This window comes from Salmonella sp. SAL00653, assembly GCF_046552515.1.
Taxonomy (GTDB): domain Bacteria; phylum Pseudomonadota; class Gammaproteobacteria; order Enterobacterales; family Enterobacteriaceae; genus Salmonella; species Salmonella enterica.
Genome location: NZ_JBGDTY010000011.1, coordinates 54,988 through 75,177, shown reverse-complemented (window position 1 = coordinate 75,177; position 20,190 = coordinate 54,988). Strand labels below are relative to the sequence as shown.

The following is a 20,190-nucleotide window of genomic DNA, read 5'->3' as shown; positions in this document are numbered from 1 at the left end:
GGGAAAAAGGAGGATTTTCAGGCCGGATAAATGAAGTGCTATCCGGCTTGGGGAGAGATTATTTCCGTCGTTGTCGCAGACTCATCACTACCGCGCCAAAAGCAAACAGCGCGGTCAGTACCCATAGCGGCCAGTTGCCGGTACGGGCATAGGGAGTTAACCCCGTGGTTGGCGTGACGTGGGTGGTCAGTACCTGGCGTGTGAACTGCGGGATCATCGCCTGGATTTCGCCCTGCGGGCCAATCACCGCCGTAATACCGTTATTGGTACTGCGCAGCAACGGACGCGCCAGCTCCAGCGAACGCATCCGCGCCATCTGGAAATGTTGCCACGGGCCAATGGACTTACCAAACCAGGCGTCGTTAGAAATCGTCAGCAGATAGTCGGTGTCCGGGCGGAAGTTATCCCGCACCTGTTCGCCAAGAATAATTTCATAACAGATTGCCGCCGTCAGCTTATAGTCGTGCGCATGTAACTGCGGCTGGATATAAGGGCCGCGGCTAAAGGAGGACATGGGCAGATCGAAGAACGGCGCCAGCGGACGCAAGATAGACTCCAGCGGAACGAACTCGCCAAAGGGTACAAGGTGATTTTTATTGTAGCGATTGGGCGAGTCATAACTGTATGGATTATCCTTGCCCAACGTAATAATCGTATTGTAGGTGTCGTATCGATTCTGTTTATTGAGACGCGCATCGACAATACCGGTGATCAGCGTGCTATTTTTTTCGCGTAACATCTCGTCCAGCGAACGAAGGAAAGGCTGCTGATTGATTTCGAGATCCGGAATCGCCGACTCAGGCCAGATAATAATCTGTGATTTGCCTAACTCTGGGCGAGTTTCGTTGAGATAAATTTTTAGCGTATTCAGTAGCTGGTTTTCGTCCCACTTCAGCGACTGCGGAATATCGCCCTGCACCAGCGATACCTGGGTCGCTTTGGCCGGTTCCAGCGTAAACCACTGGATATAACGTAGCGGAAAGGGCAAAGCAAACAGAATCACGGCGACAGCCAGCGGACGCCAGTTCCGCGTCGCCAGTGCCAGCGCTAACAGGCCGCTGACCATCATCAGCAGGAAGTTGATCGCTTCGACGCCCATTACCGGCGCCAGGCCTTTTAGCGGGCCGTCGACCTGACTATAGCCAAATTGCAGCCAGGGGAAGCCGGTCAGCACCCAGCCGCGTAAAAATTCGGTGATTTGCCATATTGCAGGCGCGGCGATAGCGACGCGCAGCCAGTTGGTTTTTGGCCACAGGCGCGACAAAATCCCGGCAAACAGTCCGGTATACAGCGAGAGATAAGCTGCAAGCAGCACCACCAGAAAAACGTTAACCGGGCCCGGCATGCCGCCAAACTGCGCGATACTGACATAAACCCAGTTAATCCCGCTACCGAAAAGTCCGAGTCCCCAGCAATAGCCGATGGCGGCAGACTGGAGCGGGCGGCGATTAAACGTTAAGGCCTGCAGCCCGATAAGCGACATTATCGCTGCGGGCCAGACGTCATACGGAGAGAAAGCCAGTGTTCCGCAGGCGCCGAATAATAACGCCAGCAGCAGGCGAATACGCTGGCGTTCAATTAACGAGGCAAATGCCATTTTTAGTCCACTATTGCTGTTATTCGTCCAGTTTTGGCTGGGGCGAGTCATCCGGGATCCTGACATGCACCTGAATAATACGACGACTATCGGCCATCGCCACTTTGAACTGGTAACCATCAATGTCAATGGTTTCGCCGCGGGCCGGTAAATGGCCGAACGCCTGCATCACCAGCCCGCCGATGGTATCGACTTCTTCATCGCTGAAGTGGGTGCCGAAAGCGTCATTGAAGTCTTCAATCGACGCCAGCGCGCGAATCGTCCAGGTATGGCGGCTAAGCTGACGGAAGTCGATATCGTCTTCTTCGTCATACTCATCTTCAATTTCACCGACAATCAGTTCGAGGATGTCTTCGATAGTCACAAGGCCGGAAACGCCGCCAAACTCATCGATAACGATGGCCATATGGTAGCGCTGGGAGCGGAATTCCTTGAGCATACGGTCAACCCGTTTGCTTTCCGGTACGACAACCGCGGTGCGTAACACTTTGTCCATGCTGAAGGCTTCGGCATCGCTGCGCATAAACGGCAGCAAATCTTTGGCCATCAGAATCCCTTCAATGTGATCTTTATCTTCGCTGATCACCGGAAAACGCGAGTGGGCGGACTCGATGATAACATCGAGACATTCGTCCAGCGTCTGGTTGCGTTTCAGGGTAATCATCTGGGAGCGCGGGATCATAATATCGCGAACGCGCTGGTCGGCGATGTCCATTACGCCTTCGAGCATATCGCGCGTATCTTCATCGATAAGCTCGTTCTGCCCGGAATCACGGATCAGCGCCAGCAACTCATCACGGTTTTTAGGTTCACCGTGGAAAAGCTGGCTGAGTAGCAGGGAAAAAAATCCCTTTTTACTGTTTACTGTGTCACTACTGTGTGAATTGTCGTCGCTCATGGCGTCGTATGGGTTCTCATGTTAGTTAATACAAAGCTCGTCATGCGTATACTCAGCTGTGACGGCATGTTTTGCCTGATGACGCTACGCTTATCAGGCCTACAAAAGGCATGAATGTAGGCCGGATAAGGCGCAAGCGCCGCCATCCGGCAAGCTACTATTCTGCAATCTTCTCGGCAATGTACGGATCCTCATAGCCCATAGCAAGCATAATCTCCGTTTCGAGAGACTCCATCTCTTCCGCTTCGTCATCGTCGATATGATCGTAACCCAGCAAATGCAGGCTACCGTGTACGACCATGTGCGCCCAGTGCGCCTCCAGTGGCTTGCTCTGTTCTTGCGCTTCCTGCTCCACGACCTGACGGCAAATAATCAGATCGCCCAGTAGCGGCATTTCAATGCCGGGGGGCGCTTCAAACGGGAAGGAGAGAACATTAGTGGGTTTATCTTTCCCGCGGTACGTCAAATTAAGGTCGTGGCTTTCGGCCTCATCCACCAGACGGATTGTGACTTCCGCCTCTTCCTGAAACTGCGGAATAACGCCGTCCAGCCAGCGTTGAAACTGAGCTTCATCCGGCAGGCCCGCGTGGTTTTCACAGGCCAACTGTAAATCGAGGATCACCTGGCTCATTTCTGTTCCTGCTCCTGGGCTTCACGTTTACGCTCTGCCGCCAACGCCGCTTTGCGTTTTTGTTCGGCCTCTTCCCAGGCTTCATAGGCGTTAACAATGCGGGCAACGACCGGATGGCGCACCACGTCTTCGCTGTGGAAGAAGTTGAAACTGATTTCATCGACTTCCGCCAGCACTTCAATGGCATGACGCAAGCCGGATTTGGTGTTGCGTGGCAGGTCAATCTGCGTCACGTCGCCGGTGATCACCGCTTTCGAGTTAAAGCCGATACGCGTCAGGAACATCTTCATCTGTTCGATAGTGGTGTTCTGGCTTTCATCCAGAATGATAAAGGCGTCGTTTAATGTGCGTCCGCGCATATAGGCCAGCGGCGCGACTTCAATCACATTGCGTTCAATCAGCTTCTCGACTTTTTCAAAGCCGAGCATTTCGAACAGCGCGTCATACAGCGGACGCAGGTACGGGTCCACCTTCTGACTTAAATCGCCTGGCAGAAAGCCGAGTTTTTCGCCCGCTTCCACCGCCGGACGGGTCAGTAGAATACGGCGAATCTCCTGGCGCTCCAGGGCGTCTACCGCAGCGGCGACCGCAAGATACGTTTTACCGGTACCCGCCGGGCCGACGCCAAAGGTAATATCATGATCGAGAATATTGGCGATGTACTGCGCCTGGTTCGGGGTACGCGGTTTAATCACGCCGCGCTTGGTTTTGATATTAATAGCTTTGCCATAGTCAGGCACGCTTTCCGCGCTCTGTTCCAGCACCCGCGCTTCTTTGATCGCCAGATGAATTTGTTCCGGTTCGATATCCTGAGTCTGGCCGCGCATCGGTGCGGTATCGACATACAGACTTCGCAAAATATCTGTCGCCGCGGTCACGCAAATCGGACGACCGGTCAGTTTAAAGTGATTGTCACGGCGGTTGATTTCAATACCGAGACGACGTTCGAGCTGTTTAATATTGTCATCAAACGGCCCGCAAAGGCTCAACAGACGGGCGTTGTCTGCGGGCTCAAGGGTAATTTCGCGAGTGTCTATATTCAAACTGTTCCTCTTGTGTCTGTATCGCCGGACGCTGAACATTTACCGGCATCTAAGGAAATTATTCACGCCATAGGGAAAAGGCGCAAGCATTGCAATGAAGATGGGGATGAAGAGAGAAAATTGCAAGGCCCGTCGGGCGACAGGCCATGACCAGGAAGCCCGACAGGCGTAGCGCCATCGGGCATTATTGCCTTTTCAGCAGGGTTAAGGCTGGTAGAATCCTACGCCCAGCTCATTTTCTTTACGGGTACGGGCAATGACGGACTCCGGCGTTTCGGCGACGCGCAGCCCCATTTCATCTTCGGTACGCACCACTTTTCCGCGCAGGGAGTTCGGATAGACGTCAGTAATTTCCACATCGACAAACTTACCAATCATCTCCGGCGTGCCTTCAAAGTTCACCACCCGATTGTTTTCGGTACGGCCAGACAGTTCCATAATGTTTTTACGTGACGTGCCTTCCACCAGAATGCGCTGTGTCGTGCCGAGCATACGGCGGCTCCATGCCATCGCCTGCTGATTGATACGCTCTTGCAGAATATACAGACGCTGCTTCTTCTCTTCTTCCGGTACGTCATCAACCATATCGGCAGCCGGCGTTCCCGGACGCGCAGAGAAGATAAAGCTGTAGCTCATATCAAAGTTGACGTCAGCGATAAGCTTCATGGTTTTTTCGAAATCATCGGTAGTTTCGCCAGGGAATCCGACGATAAAGTCAGAGCTTATCTGAATGTCCGGCCGCGCCGCGCGCAGTTTACGGATGATTGCTTTATATTCCAGCGCAGTGTGGGTGCGCCCCATCAGATTCAACACGCGATCGGAACCGCTCTGTACCGGCAGATGCAGGAAACTGACCAGCTCCGGCGTATCGCGGTACACCTCGATAATATCGTCGGTGAACTCAATCGGATGGCTGGTGGTAAAGCGAATACGGTCAATGCCGTCGATGGCGGCAACCAGACGCAGCAGATCGGCAAAGGTACCGGTGGTGCCGTCGTAGTTTTCTCCGCGCCAGGCGTTAACGTTCTGGCCCAGCAGGTTGACCTCACGCACGCCCTGCGCCGCTAACTGGGCGATTTCGAACAGGATATCGTCTGAGGGACGGCTGACTTCTTCACCGCGGGTATACGGTACCACACAGTAAGTACAATATTTATTGCAGCCTTCCATGATAGAAACGAAAGCGGTCGGGCCTTCTGCGCGCGGTTCCGGCAAACGGTCGAACTTCTCGATTTCCGGGAAGCTGATATCGACCACCGGGCTGCGGTCGCCACGCACGGAGTTAATCATCTCCGGCAGGCGGTGTAAGGTTTGCGGGCCAAAAATAATGTCCACGTAATGGGCGCGTTGACGAATGTGCTCGCCTTCCTGGGAAGCCACGCAGCCGCCGACGCCGATAATCAGATCGGGATTTTTCTCTTTTAACAGTCTCCAGCGACCTAATTGATGGAAGACTTTTTCCTGAGCCTTCTCGCGGATTGAGCAGGTATTCAACAGCAGCACATCCGCCTCTTCCGCCACGTCGGTCAGTTGATAGCCGTGGGTGGCGTCCAGCAGATCGGCCATCTTCGATGAATCGTACTCGTTCATCTGACAGCCCCAGGTTTTAATATGGAGTTTTTTAGTCATCGACTTGCTCTTGCGAAATAGTGGCTGAAAAGCAGGGCGCATAGTGTAATGCTTTGGCGCGGTTGTGACCAGTATGACTGACGTCAGCCCTAATGGGTAAAAAATCCTGTAAACTTGTCTAAAACGTAACAGGATGAATGACCATGACAAATCAACCAACGGAAATTGCCATTGTCGGCGGGGGAATGGTCGGCGGCGCGCTGGCGCTGGGTCTGGCGCAGCAAGGGTTTACGGTGATGGTAATAGAACATGCCGCGCCTGCGCCGTTTGTGGCTGACAGCCAGCCTGACGTGCGGATTTCGGCCATTAGCTCGGCATCCGTGGCGCTGCTCAAGGGGCTGGGTGTTTGGGAGGCGGTGCAGGGGATGCGTAGCCATCCTTATCGGCGACTGGAGACCTGGGAGTGGGAAAACGCCCATGTGGTGTTCGACGCCGCTGAACTCAAGCTGCCGCTGTTAGGCTATATGGTAGAGAACAACGTCCTGCAACAGGCGCTGTGGCAGGCGCTGGAAACGCACCCCGGCGTGACGCTGCGCGTTCCGGCTTCACTGGCGGCATTGCACCGCCGCCACGATGGTTATGCGCTGGAACTGGCCGACGGCGAATGGGTAACGCCGAAGTTAGTGATTGGCGCCGACGGCGCGAATTCGCAGGTTCGGCAAATGGCGGGAATTGGCATTCATGCCTGGCAATATGCGCAGTCGTGTATGCTTATCACCGTCAAGTGTGAAAATTCGCCAGGCGACAGCACCTGGCAGCAGTTTACGCCAACGGGGCCGCGCGCCTTTTTGCCGCTGTTCGATGATTGGGCGTCGCTGGTGTGGTATGACGCTCCGGCACGTATTCGCCAGTTGCAGGGTTTATCGATGACGCAATTGCAGGTGGAAATTAACCAGCACTTTCCGGCGCGTCTGGGGGCGGTGATGCCTGTCGCGGCGGGCGCGTTTCCGCTAACCCGTCGTCACGCGTTGCAGTATGCGCAACCGGGGCTGGCGCTGGTAGGCGACGCGGCGCATACCATTCATCCGCTGGCCGGGCAGGGCGTCAACCTGGGGTATCGGGATGTTGATGCGTTGATTGATGTGCTGGCGAGTGCCCGTAGCTATGGCGAGTCCTGGGCCAGCCATTCGGTGTTGAAACGCTATCAGACGCGGCGCATGGCAGATAATTTTATGATGCAAAGTGGAATGGATCTGTTCTATGCCGGGTTCAGCAATGAACTGCCGCCGCTGCGTATTTTACGCAATATGGGGCTGATGGCGGCGCAGCGCGCAGGCGTGCTAAAACGTCAGGCGCTGAAGTATGCGTTGGGGTTGTAGTTTGTGTTATGCCGGGTGGCGGATACCTTACCCGGCCTGTATTCGCCCGTAGGCCTGATAAGCGTAGCGCCATCAGGCTGTCCGAATTGCCAGAAAAGCAAAAAGCTCGCCGAAGCGAGCTTTTTAAAGGTGGCTGGGGTACGAGGATTCGAACCTCGGAATGCCGGAATCAGAATCCGGTGCCTTACCGCTTGGCGATACCCCAATTGTCGTACTTCTTGCGCTCGTCAGCAGAGCGTCTTTAAAACTGGCTGGGGTACGAGGATTCGAACCTCGGAATGCCGGAATCAGAATCCGGTGCCTTACCGCTTGGCGATACCCCAACAAATTATTTTCGAACCGGTCGAATACCTCGACGCGTTCTGAATATGGTGGCTACGACGGGATTCGAACCTGTGACCCCATCATTATGAGTGATGTGCTCTAACCAACTGAGCTACGTAGCCAGATGATTTCTTCGATGGCTGGGGTACCTGGATTCGAACCAGGGAATGCCGGTATCAAAAACCGGTGCCTTACCGCTTGGCGATACCCCAATACCGTCGCGGTGAACCGCAAACTCGAAGAAATATGGCTGGGGTACCTGGATTCGAACCAGGGAATGCCGGTATTAAAAACCGGTGCCTTACCGCTTGGCGATACCCCATCCGTACAACGCTTATCGGTGAATGGTGCGGGAGGCGAGACTTGAACTCGCACACCTTGCGGCGCCAGAACCTAAATCTGGTGCGTCTACCAATTTCGCCACTCCCGCAAAAAAGATGGTGGCTACGACGGGATTCGAACCTGTGACCCCATCATTATGAGTGATGTGCTCTAACCAACTGAGCTACGTAGCCATCTTTTTTCGCGTTACCTTATCGGCGTTGCGGGGCGCATTATGCGTATTGAGCCTTGAAGCGTCAACCTCTTTTTCATCGAAAAACGTCGGAAAGTGTCTGTTTGGTTAGGTTGCGAACAGCGTGGCGCAATATTCGGCAATTATTGGTTATTAATCGTTTTTCCGAAAGTGGTTTGCTATAAAAAAAGAGCCACTAAGGGCTCTTTCGTCATCGTTAATTTACTGGTACGCCGACTGATGCACGCCGACCGCGCGGCCTGACGGGTCATCCATCGTTTTGAATGCTTCATCCCACTCAATGGCTTTGGCGGAAGAACAGGCCACGGACGGGCCGCCGGGTACGCATTCCGCCGCGCTCGGCACCGGGAACAATTCTTCAAAAATTTCCCGGTACAAGTACGCCTCTTTAGACGACGGCGTGTTGTATGGAAAGCGGAAGCGGGCGGTTTCCAGTTGTTGATCGGAAATCTGTTTCGCCGCCACTTCTTTCAGCGTATCGATCCAGCTGTAGCCTACGCCGTCAGAGAACTGCTCTTTCTGACGCCACGCGACGCTTGCTGGCAGATAAGACTCGAAGCACTCGCGCAGCACGTGTTTTTCCATCTTGCCGTTGCCGCACATTTTATCCTGTGGGTTGATACGCATCGCCACGTCGAGGAATTTTTTATCCAGGAACGGTACGCGCGCTTCCACGCCCCAGGCGGACATCGCTTTGTTGGCGCGGGCGCAGTCATACATATGCAGCGCCTGTAGCTTACGGACCGTCTCTTCATGTAACTCTTTGGCGTTCGGCGCTTTATGGAAGTACAGGTAGCCGCCAAACACCTCATCGGAACCTTCGCCGGAGAGCACCATTTTGATGCCCATCGCTTTGATCTTACGCGACATCAGATACATCGGCGTTGAGGCGCGGATAGTGGTCACGTCATAGGTTTCAATGTGGTAGATAACATCACGAATGGCATCAAGGCCTTCCTGCACGGTGAAGTGAATTTCATGGTGCACGGTGCCGAGGTGGTTAGCCACTTCCTGGGCCGCCTTCAGGTCAGGCGAACCTTCCAGACCGACCGCAAAAGAGTGCAACTGTGGCCACCAGGCTTCGGAGCGCTCCTGATCTTCGACGCGACGGGCGGCGAATTTTTTGGTGATTGCCGAAATAACCGACGAGTCCAGACCGCCGGAGAGCAGCACGCCATAAGGGACGTCGGACATCAGGTGGCTTTTCACGGATTCTTCCAGCGCCTGGCGCAGCGCGTTTTTGTCGGTAACGTTGTCTTTTACCGCATCGAACTCAAACCAGTCGCGCTGATAGTACTGACGAATTTCGCCGTCTTTGCTCCACAGGTAGCTGCCCGCCGGGAACTCTTTAATGGTGCGGCAGACCGGGGTCAGCGCTTTCATTTCTGACGCTACGTAGAAGTTGCCGAATTCGTCATAGCCCATATAGAGCGGAATAATACCGATATGGTCACGACCAATCAGATAAGCGTCTTTTTCGCTGTCATACAGGGCGAAGGCGAACATCCCCTGTAAATCGTCAAGGAAATCCGGCCCTTTTTCCTGATACAGCGCGAGAATAACTTCGCAGTCGGAGCCTGTCTGGAACGCGTAACGATCGCCATACTCCGCGCGTAACGTCTGATGGTTATAAATTTCACCGTTCACCGCCAGTACGTGGGTTTTTCTGGCGTTATACAGGGGCTGGGCGCCAGCGTTAACATCAACAATCGACAAGCGTTCATGTGCGAGAATCGCGTTATCGCAAGCGTAGATGCCGGACCAGTCCGGGCCGCGATGGCGCATCAGGCGTGACAGTTCAAGGGCTTTTTTACGCAGTTCCGCTGCATCTGTTTTGATATCGAATACGCCGAAAATAGAACACATAGCCTTCTCCGTTAATCTGTTGCGTCGTACTTTTTGTATTTGCTTGACTAAAAAATGCCGCAAAGGCGTGGAAGGCGCAAGGGGATTACGGTCTGAAAAATGAAAAATGCAATCGTCATTGTTGATTAGTGAAAAATGATTACGTATTGCGCGGATTTATTGATGGATCTTCAGTTTTATCGTGGTTTAATTGAATTATGTTTTTCCTGATGGCGTTTCGCTTATCAGGCCTACAACGTTGTTCGAACCGTAGGCCTGAAAGCGGCGCGTCATCGGGCAGGGGACAGGTTTAGATAACGTCTATCTCCGCGACGGAAGGGTAAATCCAGCTTGGGCGGAATGGCATACTGTCAATATCATTGATCGTTGATACGCCTGAAAGCATCAGAATGGTCTCCAGACCGGCCTGGAACCCCGCCAGAATGTCGGTGCGCAGGTTGTCGCCGACGATAACGGTCTCTTCCGAGTGCGCCTGCATTTTGTTTAACGCCGCGCGGATGATCCACGGGCTGGGTTTGCCGACATAAAACGGCTTCCGGCCGGAAATTTTTTCAATGCCTGCGCACAGCGCGCCGCAGGCCGGATAAAAGCCGCGACCGTGGGTATCCGGGTTGGTGGCGATAAAGCGCGCGCCATTGGCGACGAAAAATGCCGCTTTATGCATCATGTCCCAGTTGTAGGAGCGGGTCTCTCCAACGATGACAAAATCAGGGTTCACATCGGTAATGGTAAAACCCGCTTTATAGAGCTCGTGAATAAGCGCGCCTTCGCCCACGACATACGCTTTCTTACCTTCCTGACGGCGCAGAAAATCGGCTGTCGCCATTGCTGACGTATAAAACACGCTGTCCGGCACGTTAACGCCAGCGGTAGCAAAACGGTTCGCCAGATCCTGGCCGGTTTGCGACGGGTAATTGGTCAGCAGCACCAGCGGCAGACCTTTTTCCAGAATCCCCGTCAGAAATTCCGCCGCACCGGGTACGGCTACGTTGTCGTGCATCAGCACGCCGTCGATATCGCAGATTACATTCTTGATGGTCATGAACTACCCAGGGAATTTGTGAATAATCCGATACTATAAGAGCGCATCAACTTTCCAGCAAACGTTGCAGCAATGTTCCGTTGAGCATGGCGCGTTTAACTAAGGCAAATGCGCCGATAGCAGAACGGTGATCCAGCGTGGAGCGTACCACCGGCAAATTTTTGCGAAATGCCTTTAACGCCTGAGTATTGATACAGCTTTCGATAGCGGGCAACAGGACTTTATCGGCTTCAATGATCTCGCCGGCAATGACGATTTTTTGCGGATTAAACAGGTTGATAGCAATGGCGATCGTTTTGCCCAAATGGCGACCAACATGCTCAATGACTTCCGAGGCCAGGCTGTCGCCCCGGTTTGCCGCCTTACAGATGGTTTTAATCGTGCAGTCGTCAAGCGGAACACGGCTTTGATACCCTTGTTTAAGCAAATTCAGCACCCGTTGTTCAATCGCCGCATTGGCGGCAATGGTTTCCAGACAGCCGAAATTACCGCAGTGGCAGCGCTCGCCCAACGGCTCCACCTGAATATGCCCAATTTCGCCGACGTTGCCGTTACGGCCAATGAAGATGCGTCCGTTGGAGATAATCCCGGCGCCTGTACCACGATGAACACGCACCAGAATCGAGTCCTCGCAATCCTGACTGGCGCCGAAGTAGTGTTCCGCCAGCGCCAGGCTACGGATATCGTGTCCCACGAAACAGGTAACGTGAAACCGTTTTTCCAGCGCTTCGACCAGTCCCCAGTTTTCAACCTGAATGTGCGGCATGTAACGAATCACGCCGCTTTCCGGATCGACAAGCCCTGGCAGGATCACCGAGATAGCGATCAATTCACGAATTTTACGCTGACAGCTATCAATAAAGACGGCGATGGTGTTGAGCAGCGCGTGTTCCAGCGTCTCTTGGGTGCGCTCCGGAAGCGGATAATGCTCCTCAGCGACCACTTTACTGCTCAGATCGTAGAGCGTTAAAGTGGTGTCATGACGCCCCAGGCGAACGCCAATGGCGTGGAAGTTACGGGTTTCCGTGACGATAGAGATAGCGCGGCGGCCTCCGGTAGAGGCCTGCTGATCGACTTCTTTGATCAGCCCGCGTTCAATGAGTTGACGCGTAATTTTCGTTACGCTGGCGGGGGCAAGCTGGCTTTGCTCGGCAATTTGTATGCGCGAGATAGGACCATGCTGGTCAATCAGGCGGTAAACGGCCGCGCTGTTAAGCTGTTTTACGAGATCAACGTTACCTATCTGAGCTTGTCCGCCTGGTGTCATATTCTCACTTACTCAAGTCAACGACCTCGTCACCATTAACGATGGTCTTGATAATTTTAAAATCGTGGGTGAACGCGGTCAGGTTGGCGACTTTACCCGGTGCAATGCTACCGAGATGTTTATCAACGCCGATAGCGCGTGCCGGATAGAGCGTTGCCATGCGCAGCACTTCATCCAGCGCGATGCCGCAATGCGCGACCAGGTTGCGTACGCCTTCAATCATGGTTAAGGACGAACCGCTCAACGTACCGTTTTCATCCACACACAGTCCATTGCGGTAGTATATTGTTTTACCTGCGAAAATGAACTGCTCAATATTGGCCCCCGCCGGTGCGGTGGCGTCTGTCACCAGACAAAGTTTGTCGCCTTTAAGGCGTTTGGCATTGCGAATGTTGGCGTAGTCGACATGCAGACCATCGGCGATAACGCCGCAATAAATATCCGCTTCGTCCAGAACAGCGCCAGCAAGGCCCGGCTCACGCCCTGTAATGTACGGCATCGCGTTAAACAGGTGAGTCGCAAAAGTAATCCCGGCGCGGAAGCCCGCTTTCGCCTCTTTTAACGTCGCGTTGGAGTGACCTGCGGAAACCACAATGCCCGCATTCGCCAGTTTAGCGATTACGTCAGCAGGCACCATTTCCGGCGCGAGAGTGACTTTGGTGATGACGTCGGCATTATCGCATAAGAAATCGACCAGCGCAGCGTCTGGTTTACGCACGAAATCAGGATTATGGGTGCCTTTTTTTACCAGATTAAGCCAGGGGCCTTCCAGGTGGAGACCCAGCGCCTGGTGCGGATGTTTTTCCAGGTATTCGCGCATGACGCGAATGCCCTGTTTCATCAATTCATCGCTGGTAGTGATAAGCGTTGGCAGAAAGTTAGTACAGCCCGATTTTTCATTGGCTTTCTGCATAATTTCCAGCGTTTCAACGCTGACGGCTTCTGCGGTATCGTTAAACTGCACGCCGCCGCAGCCGTTTAACTGCACATCAATAAAACCGGGGGAGAGAATGACCCCATTCAATGAGCGTTGTTCTATTCCCGGTGGCAGTTCGGCCATCGGACAAACGCGGTCAATCAGGCCATTAGCGACAACAAGCGCATGGTCATCAAGAATTTCGTGACCGGTAAAGATCCGGCCCTGGGTTAAAGCATACATTCTGACCCCCGATATCAAAAATTTACCGCCCCGCATTGACTGGCGGGGCGGAGACAACATTACAGACCTTTAATATTTTCTGCTTCTAATTCATTGAAATATTTCAATGTTTTAACTTTAAGTTCCATTGTGGACGGCTCATCGCATACCACAACCGCTTTCGGATGGAGTTGCAGGCAGCTAATGGTCCACATGTGGTTGACGTTGCCTTCAACCGCCGCCTGCAGCGCCTGGGCTTTCTGATGGCCCAGCACCAGAATCATCACTTCTTCCGCATCCAGCAGCGTGCCTACGCCTACCGTCAGCGCGTATTTCGGCACCTGGTTTACGTCACCGTCAAAGAAGCGGGAGTTCGCTACGCGAGTATCATGGGTTAACGTTTTGATACGGGTACGGGAAGCCAGGGAAGACGCCGGTTCGTTAAAGGCGATGTGACCGTCGTTGCCGACGCCGCCCATAAACAGATGGATTTTACCGTAAGAACGAATTTTTTCTTCATATTGACGGCATTCCGCATCGATATCCGGTGCGTTACCGTTGAGAAGATTGATGTTTTCTGCTGGAATATCAACGTGATCGAAAAAGTTACGATGCATAAAGCTGTGGTAGCTTTCCGGGTGCTCTTTCGGCAGGCCAACATATTCGTCCATATTAAAGGTGACCACATGCTTAAAGCTGACCTCGCCCGCTTTGTGCATCTCAACCAGCGCTTTGTACGCCGTTAGCGGCGTGCCGCCGGTAGGCAGCCCAAGGACAAACGGACGATCGGCGGTCGGTTTGAACGCATTAATACGGTTAACGATATGGCGAGCGGCCCATTTGCCAACCTGTTCTGCGGTACTCAGGGGGATCAGTCTCATTCTTCACCTCAATAATCAATGTCAAAATTTGGTGGATCGTATTAAGCGTAACCTGGATATCCAGGGTTCGTGTTCAATCCGTCCTGATTTTTTGAATCATAAAATAAGTTTTCCGTGTTAGCCAGTGGATGGTGGGGGTAATTACGATATTTAGTGATTATAATCACAAAAAACACCCATTTAATTTGCGAGGCGAATTAATTTTCCACACACTCTGCAGAAGATGATCTCACCGTTCGATTACAGAACATCACGTTTTTAACGTTTGCAGCACAATAAAAAACGGCTTCAAAGAAGCCATATCGGCGTCTCGTAGGGGGAATAAGATGAATATTTTAGGTTTTTTCCAGCGGCTGGGTAGGGCGTTGCAGCTCCCTATCGCCGTGTTGCCGGTGGCAGCGTTGTTGCTGCGATTCGGCCAACCAGATTTGCTGAATATGCCGTTTATCGCGCAAGCGGGCGGGTCTATTTTCGATAACCTGGCGTTGGTTTTCGCTATCGGCGTGGCCTCCAGTTGGTCTAAAGATAGCGCAGGCGCGGCAGCGCTGGCGGGAGCCGTGGGTTACTTCGTCATGACCAAAGCGATGGTGACGATTAACCCGGAAATCAACATGGGCGTGCTGGCGGGGATTATTACCGGTCTGGTCGGCGGCGCGGTTTATAATCGCTGGTCTGGTATCAAACTGCCTGATTTTCTCAGTTTCTTCGGTGGAAAACGTTTTGTACCGATCGCAACGGGCTTTTTCTGTCTGGTGCTGGCCGCTATTTTCGGTTACGTCTGGCCGCCGGTACAGCATGGCATCCATGCGGGCGGTGAATGGATCGTTTCCGCAGGCGCGTTGGGTTCCGGTATCTTTGGCTTCATCAACCGTCTGCTGATCCCCACCGGTCTGCATCAGGTACTGAACACCATCGCCTGGTTCCAGATTGGCGAATTCACCAATGCCGCAGGCACTGTATTCCACGGCGATATCAACCGCTTCTATGCTGGCGACGGCACGGCGGGGATGTTTATGTCCGGCTTCTTCCCGATCATGATGTTTGGTCTGCCGGGCGCCGCTCTGGCGATGTATTTCGCCGCGCCGAAAGAACGTCGTCCGATGGTGGGCGGTATGCTGCTGTCTGTCGCGATCACCGCGTTTCTGACCGGCGTAACCGAGCCGCTGGAATTCCTGTTTATGTTCCTGGCGCCGCTGCTGTACCTCCTGCACGCCATTTTGACCGGTATCAGCCTGTTCGTCGCGACGTTGCTGGGTATCCATGCGGGCTTCTCTTTCTCGGCAGGCGCGATCGACTATGTTCTGATGTATAACCTGCCAGCGGCCAGCAATAACGTCTGGATGTTGCTGGTGATGGGCGTTGTATTCTTTATCATCTACTTCCTGCTGTTCAGCGCGGTTATTCGTATGTTTAACCTGAAAACGCCGGGCCGCGAAGATAAAGTTGATGAGATGGTAACGGAAGAAGCCAACAGCAACACCGAAGAAGGGTTAACGCAACTGGCGACCAGCTATATTGCTGCGGTTGGCGGTACGGACAACCTGAAAGCGATCGATGCGTGTATTACCCGTCTGCGCCTGACCGTGAATGACTCTGCTCGCGTTAACGATGCGGCCTGCAAACGCCTCGGCGCTTCCGGCGTGGTGAAACTGAACAAACAGACCATTCAGGTTATTGTCGGCGCGAAAGCGGAATCGATTGGCGATGAAATGAAGAAAGTGGTGGCGCGGGGACCGGTCGCGGCAGCGTCTGCTGATGCGGCTCACGTTGCAACACCTGCTCCGGCGGCCAAACCCCAGGCGGTGCCGAATGCGGTAACTATCGCTGAACTGGTCTCTCCGATTACCGGTGAGGTAGTGGCGCTGGATCAGGTACCGGATGAAGCTTTCGCCAGCAAAGCGGTCGGCGATGGCGTGGCGGTGAAACCCACCGATAAAACCGTGGTTTCTCCGGCGGCGGGTACTATCGTGAAAATCTTCAACACTAACCACGCGTTCTGTCTGGAAACCGAAAAAGGCGCGGAGATCGTTGTCCATATGGGTATCGATACCGTCGCGCTGAACGGTCAGGGCTTTAAGCGTCTGGTAGAAGAGGGTGCGGAAGTCACGGCGGGTCAGCCGGTGCTGGAACTGGATCTGGACTTCCTGAATGCCAATGCGCGTTCCATGATAAGCCCGGTTGTTTGCAGCAACAGCGATGACTTCAGCGCTCTGGTCATCAAAGCGGATGGTCACGTGGTAGCGGGTAAAACGCCGCTGTACGAGATCAAGAGCAAATAATCGCTTCCTGGCCGGATAAGGCGTAAGACGCCATCCGGCGATATCACAGAAAACATAAGCGGCAGAGGGAAACCTTCGCCGCTTTTTTTTACCGCAATTAGCCCCAATATTTTCTGCAAAGCCACTTTTTAAGTAACTAAAGGTTGTCAGTCTGTCCGGCTTATAAGATCATATGCCGTTATACGTTGTTTACGCTTTGAGGAATCCACGATGAGTGAGGCTGAAGCCCGCCCGACTAACTTTATTCGTCAGATTATTGATGAAGATCTGGCGAGTGGTAAACATACCACTGTCCATACCCGTTTTCCGCCGGAGCCGAATGGCTATCTGCATATCGGCCACGCGAAATCTATCTGCCTGAACTTTGGCATCGCGCAAGATTATCAGGGCCAGTGCAACCTGCGTTTCGATGACACCAACCCGGTAAAAGAAGATATCGAGTACGTTGATTCGATCAAAAACGACGTCGAGTGGTTAGGCTTTCACTGGTCTGGCGATATTCGCTACTCCTCCGATTACTTTGACCAACTGCACGCCTATGCGGTCGAGCTAATCAATAAAGGCCTGGCCTACGTTGATGAGCTGACGCCGGAGCAGATCCGTGAATACCGCGGTACGCTGACCGCGCCGGGTAAAAACAGCCCGTTCCGCGATCGCAGCGTGGAAGAGAACCTCGCGCTATTTGAAAAAATGCGTACCGGCGGTTTTGAAGAGGGTAAAGCCTGTCTGCGCGCTAAAATCGACATGGCGTCGCCGTTTATCGTGATGCGCGATCCGGTGCTGTATCGCATTAAATTCGCCGAGCATCATCAGACTGGCAACAAGTGGTGCATCTATCCGATGTACGACTTTACTCATTGCATCAGCGATGCGCTGGAAGGCATTACTCATTCTCTGTGTACGCTGGAGTTCCAGGATAACCGTCGTCTGTACGACTGGGTGCTGGACAACATCACCATTCCGGTTCACCCGCGCCAGTACGAATTCTCGCGCCTGAATCTGGAATACACCGTGATGTCCAAGCGTAAGCTGAATCTGCTGGTGACCGACAAACACGTCGAAGGCTGGGACGATCCGCGTATGCCGACTATTTCCGGTCTGCGCCGTCGCGGCTATACCGCGGCCTCCATTCGGGAGTTCTGCAAACGCATCGGCGTCACCAAGCAGGACAACACCATTGAGATGGCGTCGCTGGAATCCTGCATTCGCGAAGATCTGAACGAAAACGCGCCGCGCGCAATGGCGGTAATCGATCCGGTAAAACTGGTTATCGAAAACTACCCGCAGGGTGAGAGCGAAATGGTTACCATGCCTAACCATCCGAATAAACCGGAGATGGGCAGCCGTGAAGTGCCGTTTAGCGGTGAGATCTGGATCGATCGCGCAGATTTCCGCGAAGAAGCGAACAAGCAGTACAAGCGTCTGGTGATGGGCAAAGAAGTGCGTCTGCGTAATGCCTACGTCATTAAAGCGGAGCGCGTAGAGAAGGATGCCGAAGGGAATATCACCACCATCTTCTGTACCTATGATGCCGATACGCTGAGTAAAGATCCGGCTGACGGGCGTAAAGTGAAAGGCGTAATCCATTGGGTTAGCGCAGCACATGCGCTGCCGATTGAAATTCGTCTCTACGACCGTCTGTTCAGCGTGCCGAATCCGGGCACCGCGGAGGACTTCCTGTCTGTTATCAACCCCGAATCATTAGTGATTAAGCAGGGGTATGGCGAGCCGTCGCTGAAAGCGGCGGTAGCAGGAAAAGCTTTCCAGTTTGAACGTGAAGGCTACTTCTGCCTCGACAGCTGCTATGCAACGGCCGATAAGCTGGTCTTTAACCGCACCGTGGGCCTGCGTGATACCTGGGCGAAAGCGGGCGAGTAAGCACTGCGCCTACAGGCGAATGCTGTAAAAATACCTTATCAACGCCGCGTTCTGCGGCGTTTTTTCTCTGCATTTCTAAGTCGATTCTCTTTTTTGCGAGGCGAATTAATTATTTTCTGAAAATTATTGATCTGATAAATGATTATTAATCTAAATGTTATAAGCGTCAGGTCAACAGGAGACAATTATTTTCATGCCTATGGAAAACAAGTCAATTTTCTTTCTGGTGGTCTGCTTCCCCCACCAGCAGTCGAATGTAACAGAAAGCAATTAAATATGTGCGGTTGCTCATATTATTACATACTGGTTACAGAAAGAGATTGATAATTCGCATCGCGAAAAATAGTCTATTTAACGTAGTAAATGAGGTTTCTCAGCGCTACTTTTTATTTTTATTTTTTCGCTGTTCGCTTTTGTCGGCAGCAATTTATACGTCAAAGAGGATTAACTTATGCGTACGTTTAGTGGCAAACGTAGTACGCTGGCTCTGGCTATCGCCGGTATCACAGCAATGTCGGGGTGGATCGTTGTTCCGCAGGCGCAAGCCTCCGGCTTTTTCGACGACTCCACGTTAACGGGCGGCATCTATTATTGGCAGCGTGAACGCGATCGCAAAGATGTGACCGACGGCGACAAATATAAAACTAACCTTTCTCATGCGACCTGGAACGCTAACCTGGATTTTCAGTCTGGTTACGCTGCGGATATGTTCGGTCTGGATATCGCGGCGTTTACCGCGATTGAAATGGCAGAAAACGGCGACAGCGGTCATCCAAACGAAATTGCCTTCTCGAAAAAGAATAAAGGCTACGACGAAGACTATTCCGGCGATAAGAGCGGTATCAGTCTTTATAAAGCCGCAGCGAAATTTAAATATGGCCCGGTCTGGGCACGCGCCGGTTATATTCAGCCTACCGGTCAGACGCTGTTAGCGCCGCACTGGAGTTTTATGCCGGGTACTTATCAGGGTGCGGAAGCCGGCGCCAGTTTTGACTATGGCGATGCGGGCGCGTTAAGTTTTTCCTACATGTGGACTAACGAATATAAAGCGCCGTGGCATACCGAAATGGATAAGTTTTATCAGGCGGATAAAAAAACCAATGTGGACTACCTCCACTCCATCGGCGCGAAGTACGACTTCAAAAATGATCTGGTGCTGGAAGCGGCGTTTGGTCAGTCCGAAGGCTATGTCGATCAATATTTCGCGAAGGCCAGCTATAAATTTGATTTAGGCGGCAATCCGTTCACCACCAGTTACCAGTTCTACGGCGCGCGCGACAAAGTAGACGATCGCAGCGTGAATGATATTTACGACGGTACGGCCTGGCTGCAGGCGTTGACCTTCGGCTACAAAGTCGCGGAAGTGGTTGACCTGCGTCTGGAAGGCACCTGGGTGAAAGCGGACGGTCAGCAGGGCTATTTTCTGCAACGTATGACGCCAACCTACGCCTCTTCAAACGGTCGTCTGGATATCTGGTGGGATAACCGCTCCGACTTTAACGCTAACGGTGAAAAGGCGGTTTTCTTCGGCGCGATGTATGACCTGAAAAACTGGAATCTGCCGGGCTGGGCTGTGGGCGCGTCTTACGTTTACGCCTGGGATGCTAAACCGGCAACCTGGCAAAGTAACCCAGATGCTTACTACGACAAAAACCGCACTATCGAAGAGTCCTCATACAGTCTGGATGCGGTCTATACCCTGCAGGAGGGGCGTGCCAAAGGCACCATGTTCAAACTGCACTTTACCGAATATGACAACCACTCCAATATTCCAAGCTGGGGCGGTGGTTACGGCAACATCTTCCAGTATGAGCGTGACGTGAAATTTATCGTTATTGCGCCATTCACTATTTTCTGATGTCA

Annotated in this window: 14 protein-coding genes and 6 tRNA genes; 4 read left to right on the top strand and 16 right to left on the bottom strand. The window is 53.0% G+C overall.

Annotation, left to right across the window (positions count from 1 at the left end; all coding sequences use genetic code 11):
• Positions 1–58: 58 nt before the first annotated feature.
• The 5 genes from lnt to miaB all read right to left on the bottom strand — a co-directional run bounded on the left by lnt (position 59) and on the right by miaB (position 5,798).
• A complete protein-coding gene (gene lnt / locus ACLJRU_RS14010; RefSeq protein ID WP_023236316.1) occupies positions 59–1,597 on the bottom strand; it encodes an apolipoprotein N-acyltransferase in 1,539 nt (512 codons plus the stop codon).
• Between the two features lie 19 nt (positions 1,598–1,616).
• On the bottom strand, positions 1,617–2,495 hold the full coding sequence (gene corC / locus ACLJRU_RS14005; RefSeq protein ID WP_001278615.1) for a CNNM family magnesium/cobalt transport protein CorC: 879 nt from the start codon (positions 2,493–2,495) through the stop codon (positions 1,617–1,619).
• Between the two features lie 157 nt (positions 2,496–2,652).
• Entirely contained in the window at positions 2,653–3,126 is a 474-nt protein-coding gene (gene ybeY / locus ACLJRU_RS14000; RefSeq protein ID WP_000084477.1) for an rRNA maturation RNase YbeY, read from the bottom strand.
• On the bottom strand, positions 3,123–4,169 hold the full coding sequence (locus ACLJRU_RS13995; RefSeq protein ID WP_001018045.1) for a PhoH family protein: 1,047 nt from the start codon (positions 4,167–4,169) through the stop codon (positions 3,123–3,125). The genes ybeY and ACLJRU_RS13995 overlap by 4 nt, the downstream gene beginning before the upstream one ends.
• 204 nt (positions 4,170–4,373) lie before the next feature.
• Positions 4,374–5,798, bottom strand: a complete 1,425-nt coding sequence (gene miaB, locus ACLJRU_RS13990) for a tRNA (N6-isopentenyl adenosine(37)-C2)-methylthiotransferase MiaB (protein ID WP_001519200.1) — start codon at positions 5,796–5,798, stop codon at positions 4,374–4,376.
• Between the two features lie 143 nt (positions 5,799–5,941).
• On the opposite strand from miaB, the gene ubiF reads away from it, so the two are divergent.
• Positions 5,942–7,117 (top strand): 3-demethoxyubiquinol 3-hydroxylase, encoded by a 1,176-nt coding sequence (ubiF, locus tag ACLJRU_RS13985; RefSeq protein WP_001539461.1) that lies wholly within the window; start codon positions 5,942–5,944, stop codon positions 7,115–7,117.
• A gap of 130 nt (positions 7,118–7,247) precedes the next feature.
• Here the strand turns inward: ubiF and ACLJRU_RS13980 are convergent.
• The 11 genes from ACLJRU_RS13980 to nagB form a co-directional block, all read right to left on the bottom strand.
• Positions 7,248–7,322, bottom strand: a tRNA-Gln gene (locus ACLJRU_RS13980).
• A gap of 43 nt (positions 7,323–7,365) precedes the next feature.
• Positions 7,366–7,440 (bottom strand) — tRNA-Gln (locus ACLJRU_RS13975).
• Positions 7,441–7,486: 46 nt separating this feature from the next.
• Positions 7,487–7,563, bottom strand: a tRNA-Met gene (locus tag ACLJRU_RS13970).
• Between the two features lie 15 nt (positions 7,564–7,578).
• A tRNA-Gln gene (locus ACLJRU_RS13965) sits at positions 7,579–7,653 on the bottom strand.
• Between the two features lie 133 nt (positions 7,654–7,786).
• A tRNA-Leu gene (locus ACLJRU_RS13960) sits at positions 7,787–7,871 on the bottom strand.
• Positions 7,872–7,879: 8 nt separating this feature from the next.
• Positions 7,880–7,956: transfer RNA gene (locus ACLJRU_RS13955), tRNA-Met, on the bottom strand.
• A 221-nt stretch (positions 7,957–8,177) separates the two neighbouring features.
• On the bottom strand, positions 8,178–9,842 hold the full coding sequence (gene asnB, locus ACLJRU_RS13950; protein ID WP_000337041.1) for an asparagine synthase B: 1,665 nt from the start codon (positions 9,840–9,842) through the stop codon (positions 8,178–8,180).
• A 289-nt stretch (positions 9,843–10,131) separates the two neighbouring features.
• The gene (gene nagD, locus ACLJRU_RS13945; RefSeq protein ID WP_023234735.1) at positions 10,132–10,884 is read right to left on the bottom strand and encodes a ribonucleotide monophosphatase NagD; all 753 of its coding nucleotides are present in this window, start codon (positions 10,882–10,884) and stop codon (positions 10,132–10,134) included.
• A 46-nt stretch (positions 10,885–10,930) separates the two neighbouring features.
• A complete protein-coding gene (gene nagC / locus ACLJRU_RS13940; RefSeq protein ID WP_000187578.1) occupies positions 10,931–12,151 on the bottom strand; it encodes a DNA-binding transcriptional regulator NagC in 1,221 nt (406 codons plus the stop codon).
• A gap of 4 nt (positions 12,152–12,155) precedes the next feature.
• Entirely contained in the window at positions 12,156–13,310 is a 1,155-nt protein-coding gene (gene nagA / locus ACLJRU_RS13935) for an N-acetylglucosamine-6-phosphate deacetylase (protein ID WP_001539466.1), read from the bottom strand.
• A gap of 59 nt (positions 13,311–13,369) precedes the next feature.
• Positions 13,370–14,170 carry a glucosamine-6-phosphate deaminase gene (nagB, locus tag ACLJRU_RS13930; protein ID WP_001237059.1) on the bottom strand — a complete coding sequence of 267 codons (801 nt, stop codon included), beginning with the start codon at positions 14,168–14,170 and terminating at the stop codon, positions 13,370–13,372.
• A gap of 326 nt (positions 14,171–14,496) precedes the next feature.
• Here nagB and nagE point away from each other — a divergent pair, with 326 nt between their 5' ends.
• The 3 genes from nagE (at position 14,497) to chiP (ending at position 20,185) form a co-directional block, all read left to right on the top strand.
• Positions 14,497–16,449 carry a PTS N-acetyl glucosamine transporter subunit IIABC gene (nagE, locus tag ACLJRU_RS13925; RefSeq protein WP_001023068.1) on the top strand — a complete coding sequence of 651 codons (1,953 nt, stop codon included), beginning with the start codon at positions 14,497–14,499 and terminating at the stop codon, positions 16,447–16,449.
• A 210-nt stretch (positions 16,450–16,659) separates the two neighbouring features.
• Positions 16,660–18,327: a glutamine--tRNA ligase gene (glnS, locus tag ACLJRU_RS13920; protein WP_001539468.1), complete on the top strand. Its 1,668-nt coding sequence runs from the start codon at positions 16,660–16,662 to the stop codon at positions 18,325–18,327.
• Between the two features lie 451 nt (positions 18,328–18,778).
• Positions 18,779–20,185 carry a chitoporin ChiP gene (gene chiP / locus ACLJRU_RS13915; RefSeq protein WP_001539469.1) on the top strand — a complete coding sequence of 469 codons (1,407 nt, stop codon included), beginning with the start codon at positions 18,779–18,781 and terminating at the stop codon, positions 20,183–20,185.
• Positions 20,186–20,190 lie beyond the last annotated feature (5 nt).

Bases quoted from the DNA above. Each gene is read 5' to 3' on its own strand.
- lnt (WP_023236316.1), bottom strand. From the start codon at position 1,597: ATGGCATTTGCCTCGTTAATTGAACGCCAGCGTATTCGCCTGCTGCTG.
- corC (WP_001278615.1), bottom strand. From the start codon at position 2,495: ATGAGCGACGACAATTCACACAGTAGTGACACAGTAAACAGTAAAAAG.
- ybeY (WP_000084477.1), bottom strand. From the start codon at position 3,126: ATGAGCCAGGTGATCCTCGATTTACAGTTGGCCTGTGAAAACCACGCG.
- miaB (WP_001519200.1), bottom strand. From the start codon at position 5,798: ATGACTAAAAAACTCCATATTAAAACCTGGGGCTGTCAGATGAACGAG.
- ubiF (WP_001539461.1), top strand. From the start codon at position 5,942: ATGACAAATCAACCAACGGAAATTGCCATTGTCGGCGGGGGAATGGTC.
- asnB (WP_000337041.1), bottom strand. From the start codon at position 9,842: ATGTGTTCTATTTTCGGCGTATTCGATATCAAAACAGATGCAGCGGAA.
- nagD (WP_023234735.1), bottom strand. From the start codon at position 10,884: ATGACCATCAAGAATGTAATCTGCGATATCGACGGCGTGCTGATGCAC.
- nagC (WP_000187578.1), bottom strand. From the start codon at position 12,151: ATGACACCAGGCGGACAAGCTCAGATAGGTAACGTTGATCTCGTAAAA.
- nagA (WP_001539466.1), bottom strand. From the start codon at position 13,310: ATGTATGCTTTAACCCAGGGCCGGATCTTTACCGGTCACGAAATTCTT.
- nagB (WP_001237059.1), bottom strand. From the start codon at position 14,170: ATGAGACTGATCCCCCTGAGTACCGCAGAACAGGTTGGCAAATGGGCC.
- nagE (WP_001023068.1), top strand. From the start codon at position 14,497: ATGAATATTTTAGGTTTTTTCCAGCGGCTGGGTAGGGCGTTGCAGCTC.
- glnS (WP_001539468.1), top strand. From the start codon at position 16,660: ATGAGTGAGGCTGAAGCCCGCCCGACTAACTTTATTCGTCAGATTATT.
- chiP (WP_001539469.1), top strand. From the start codon at position 18,779: ATGCGTACGTTTAGTGGCAAACGTAGTACGCTGGCTCTGGCTATCGCC.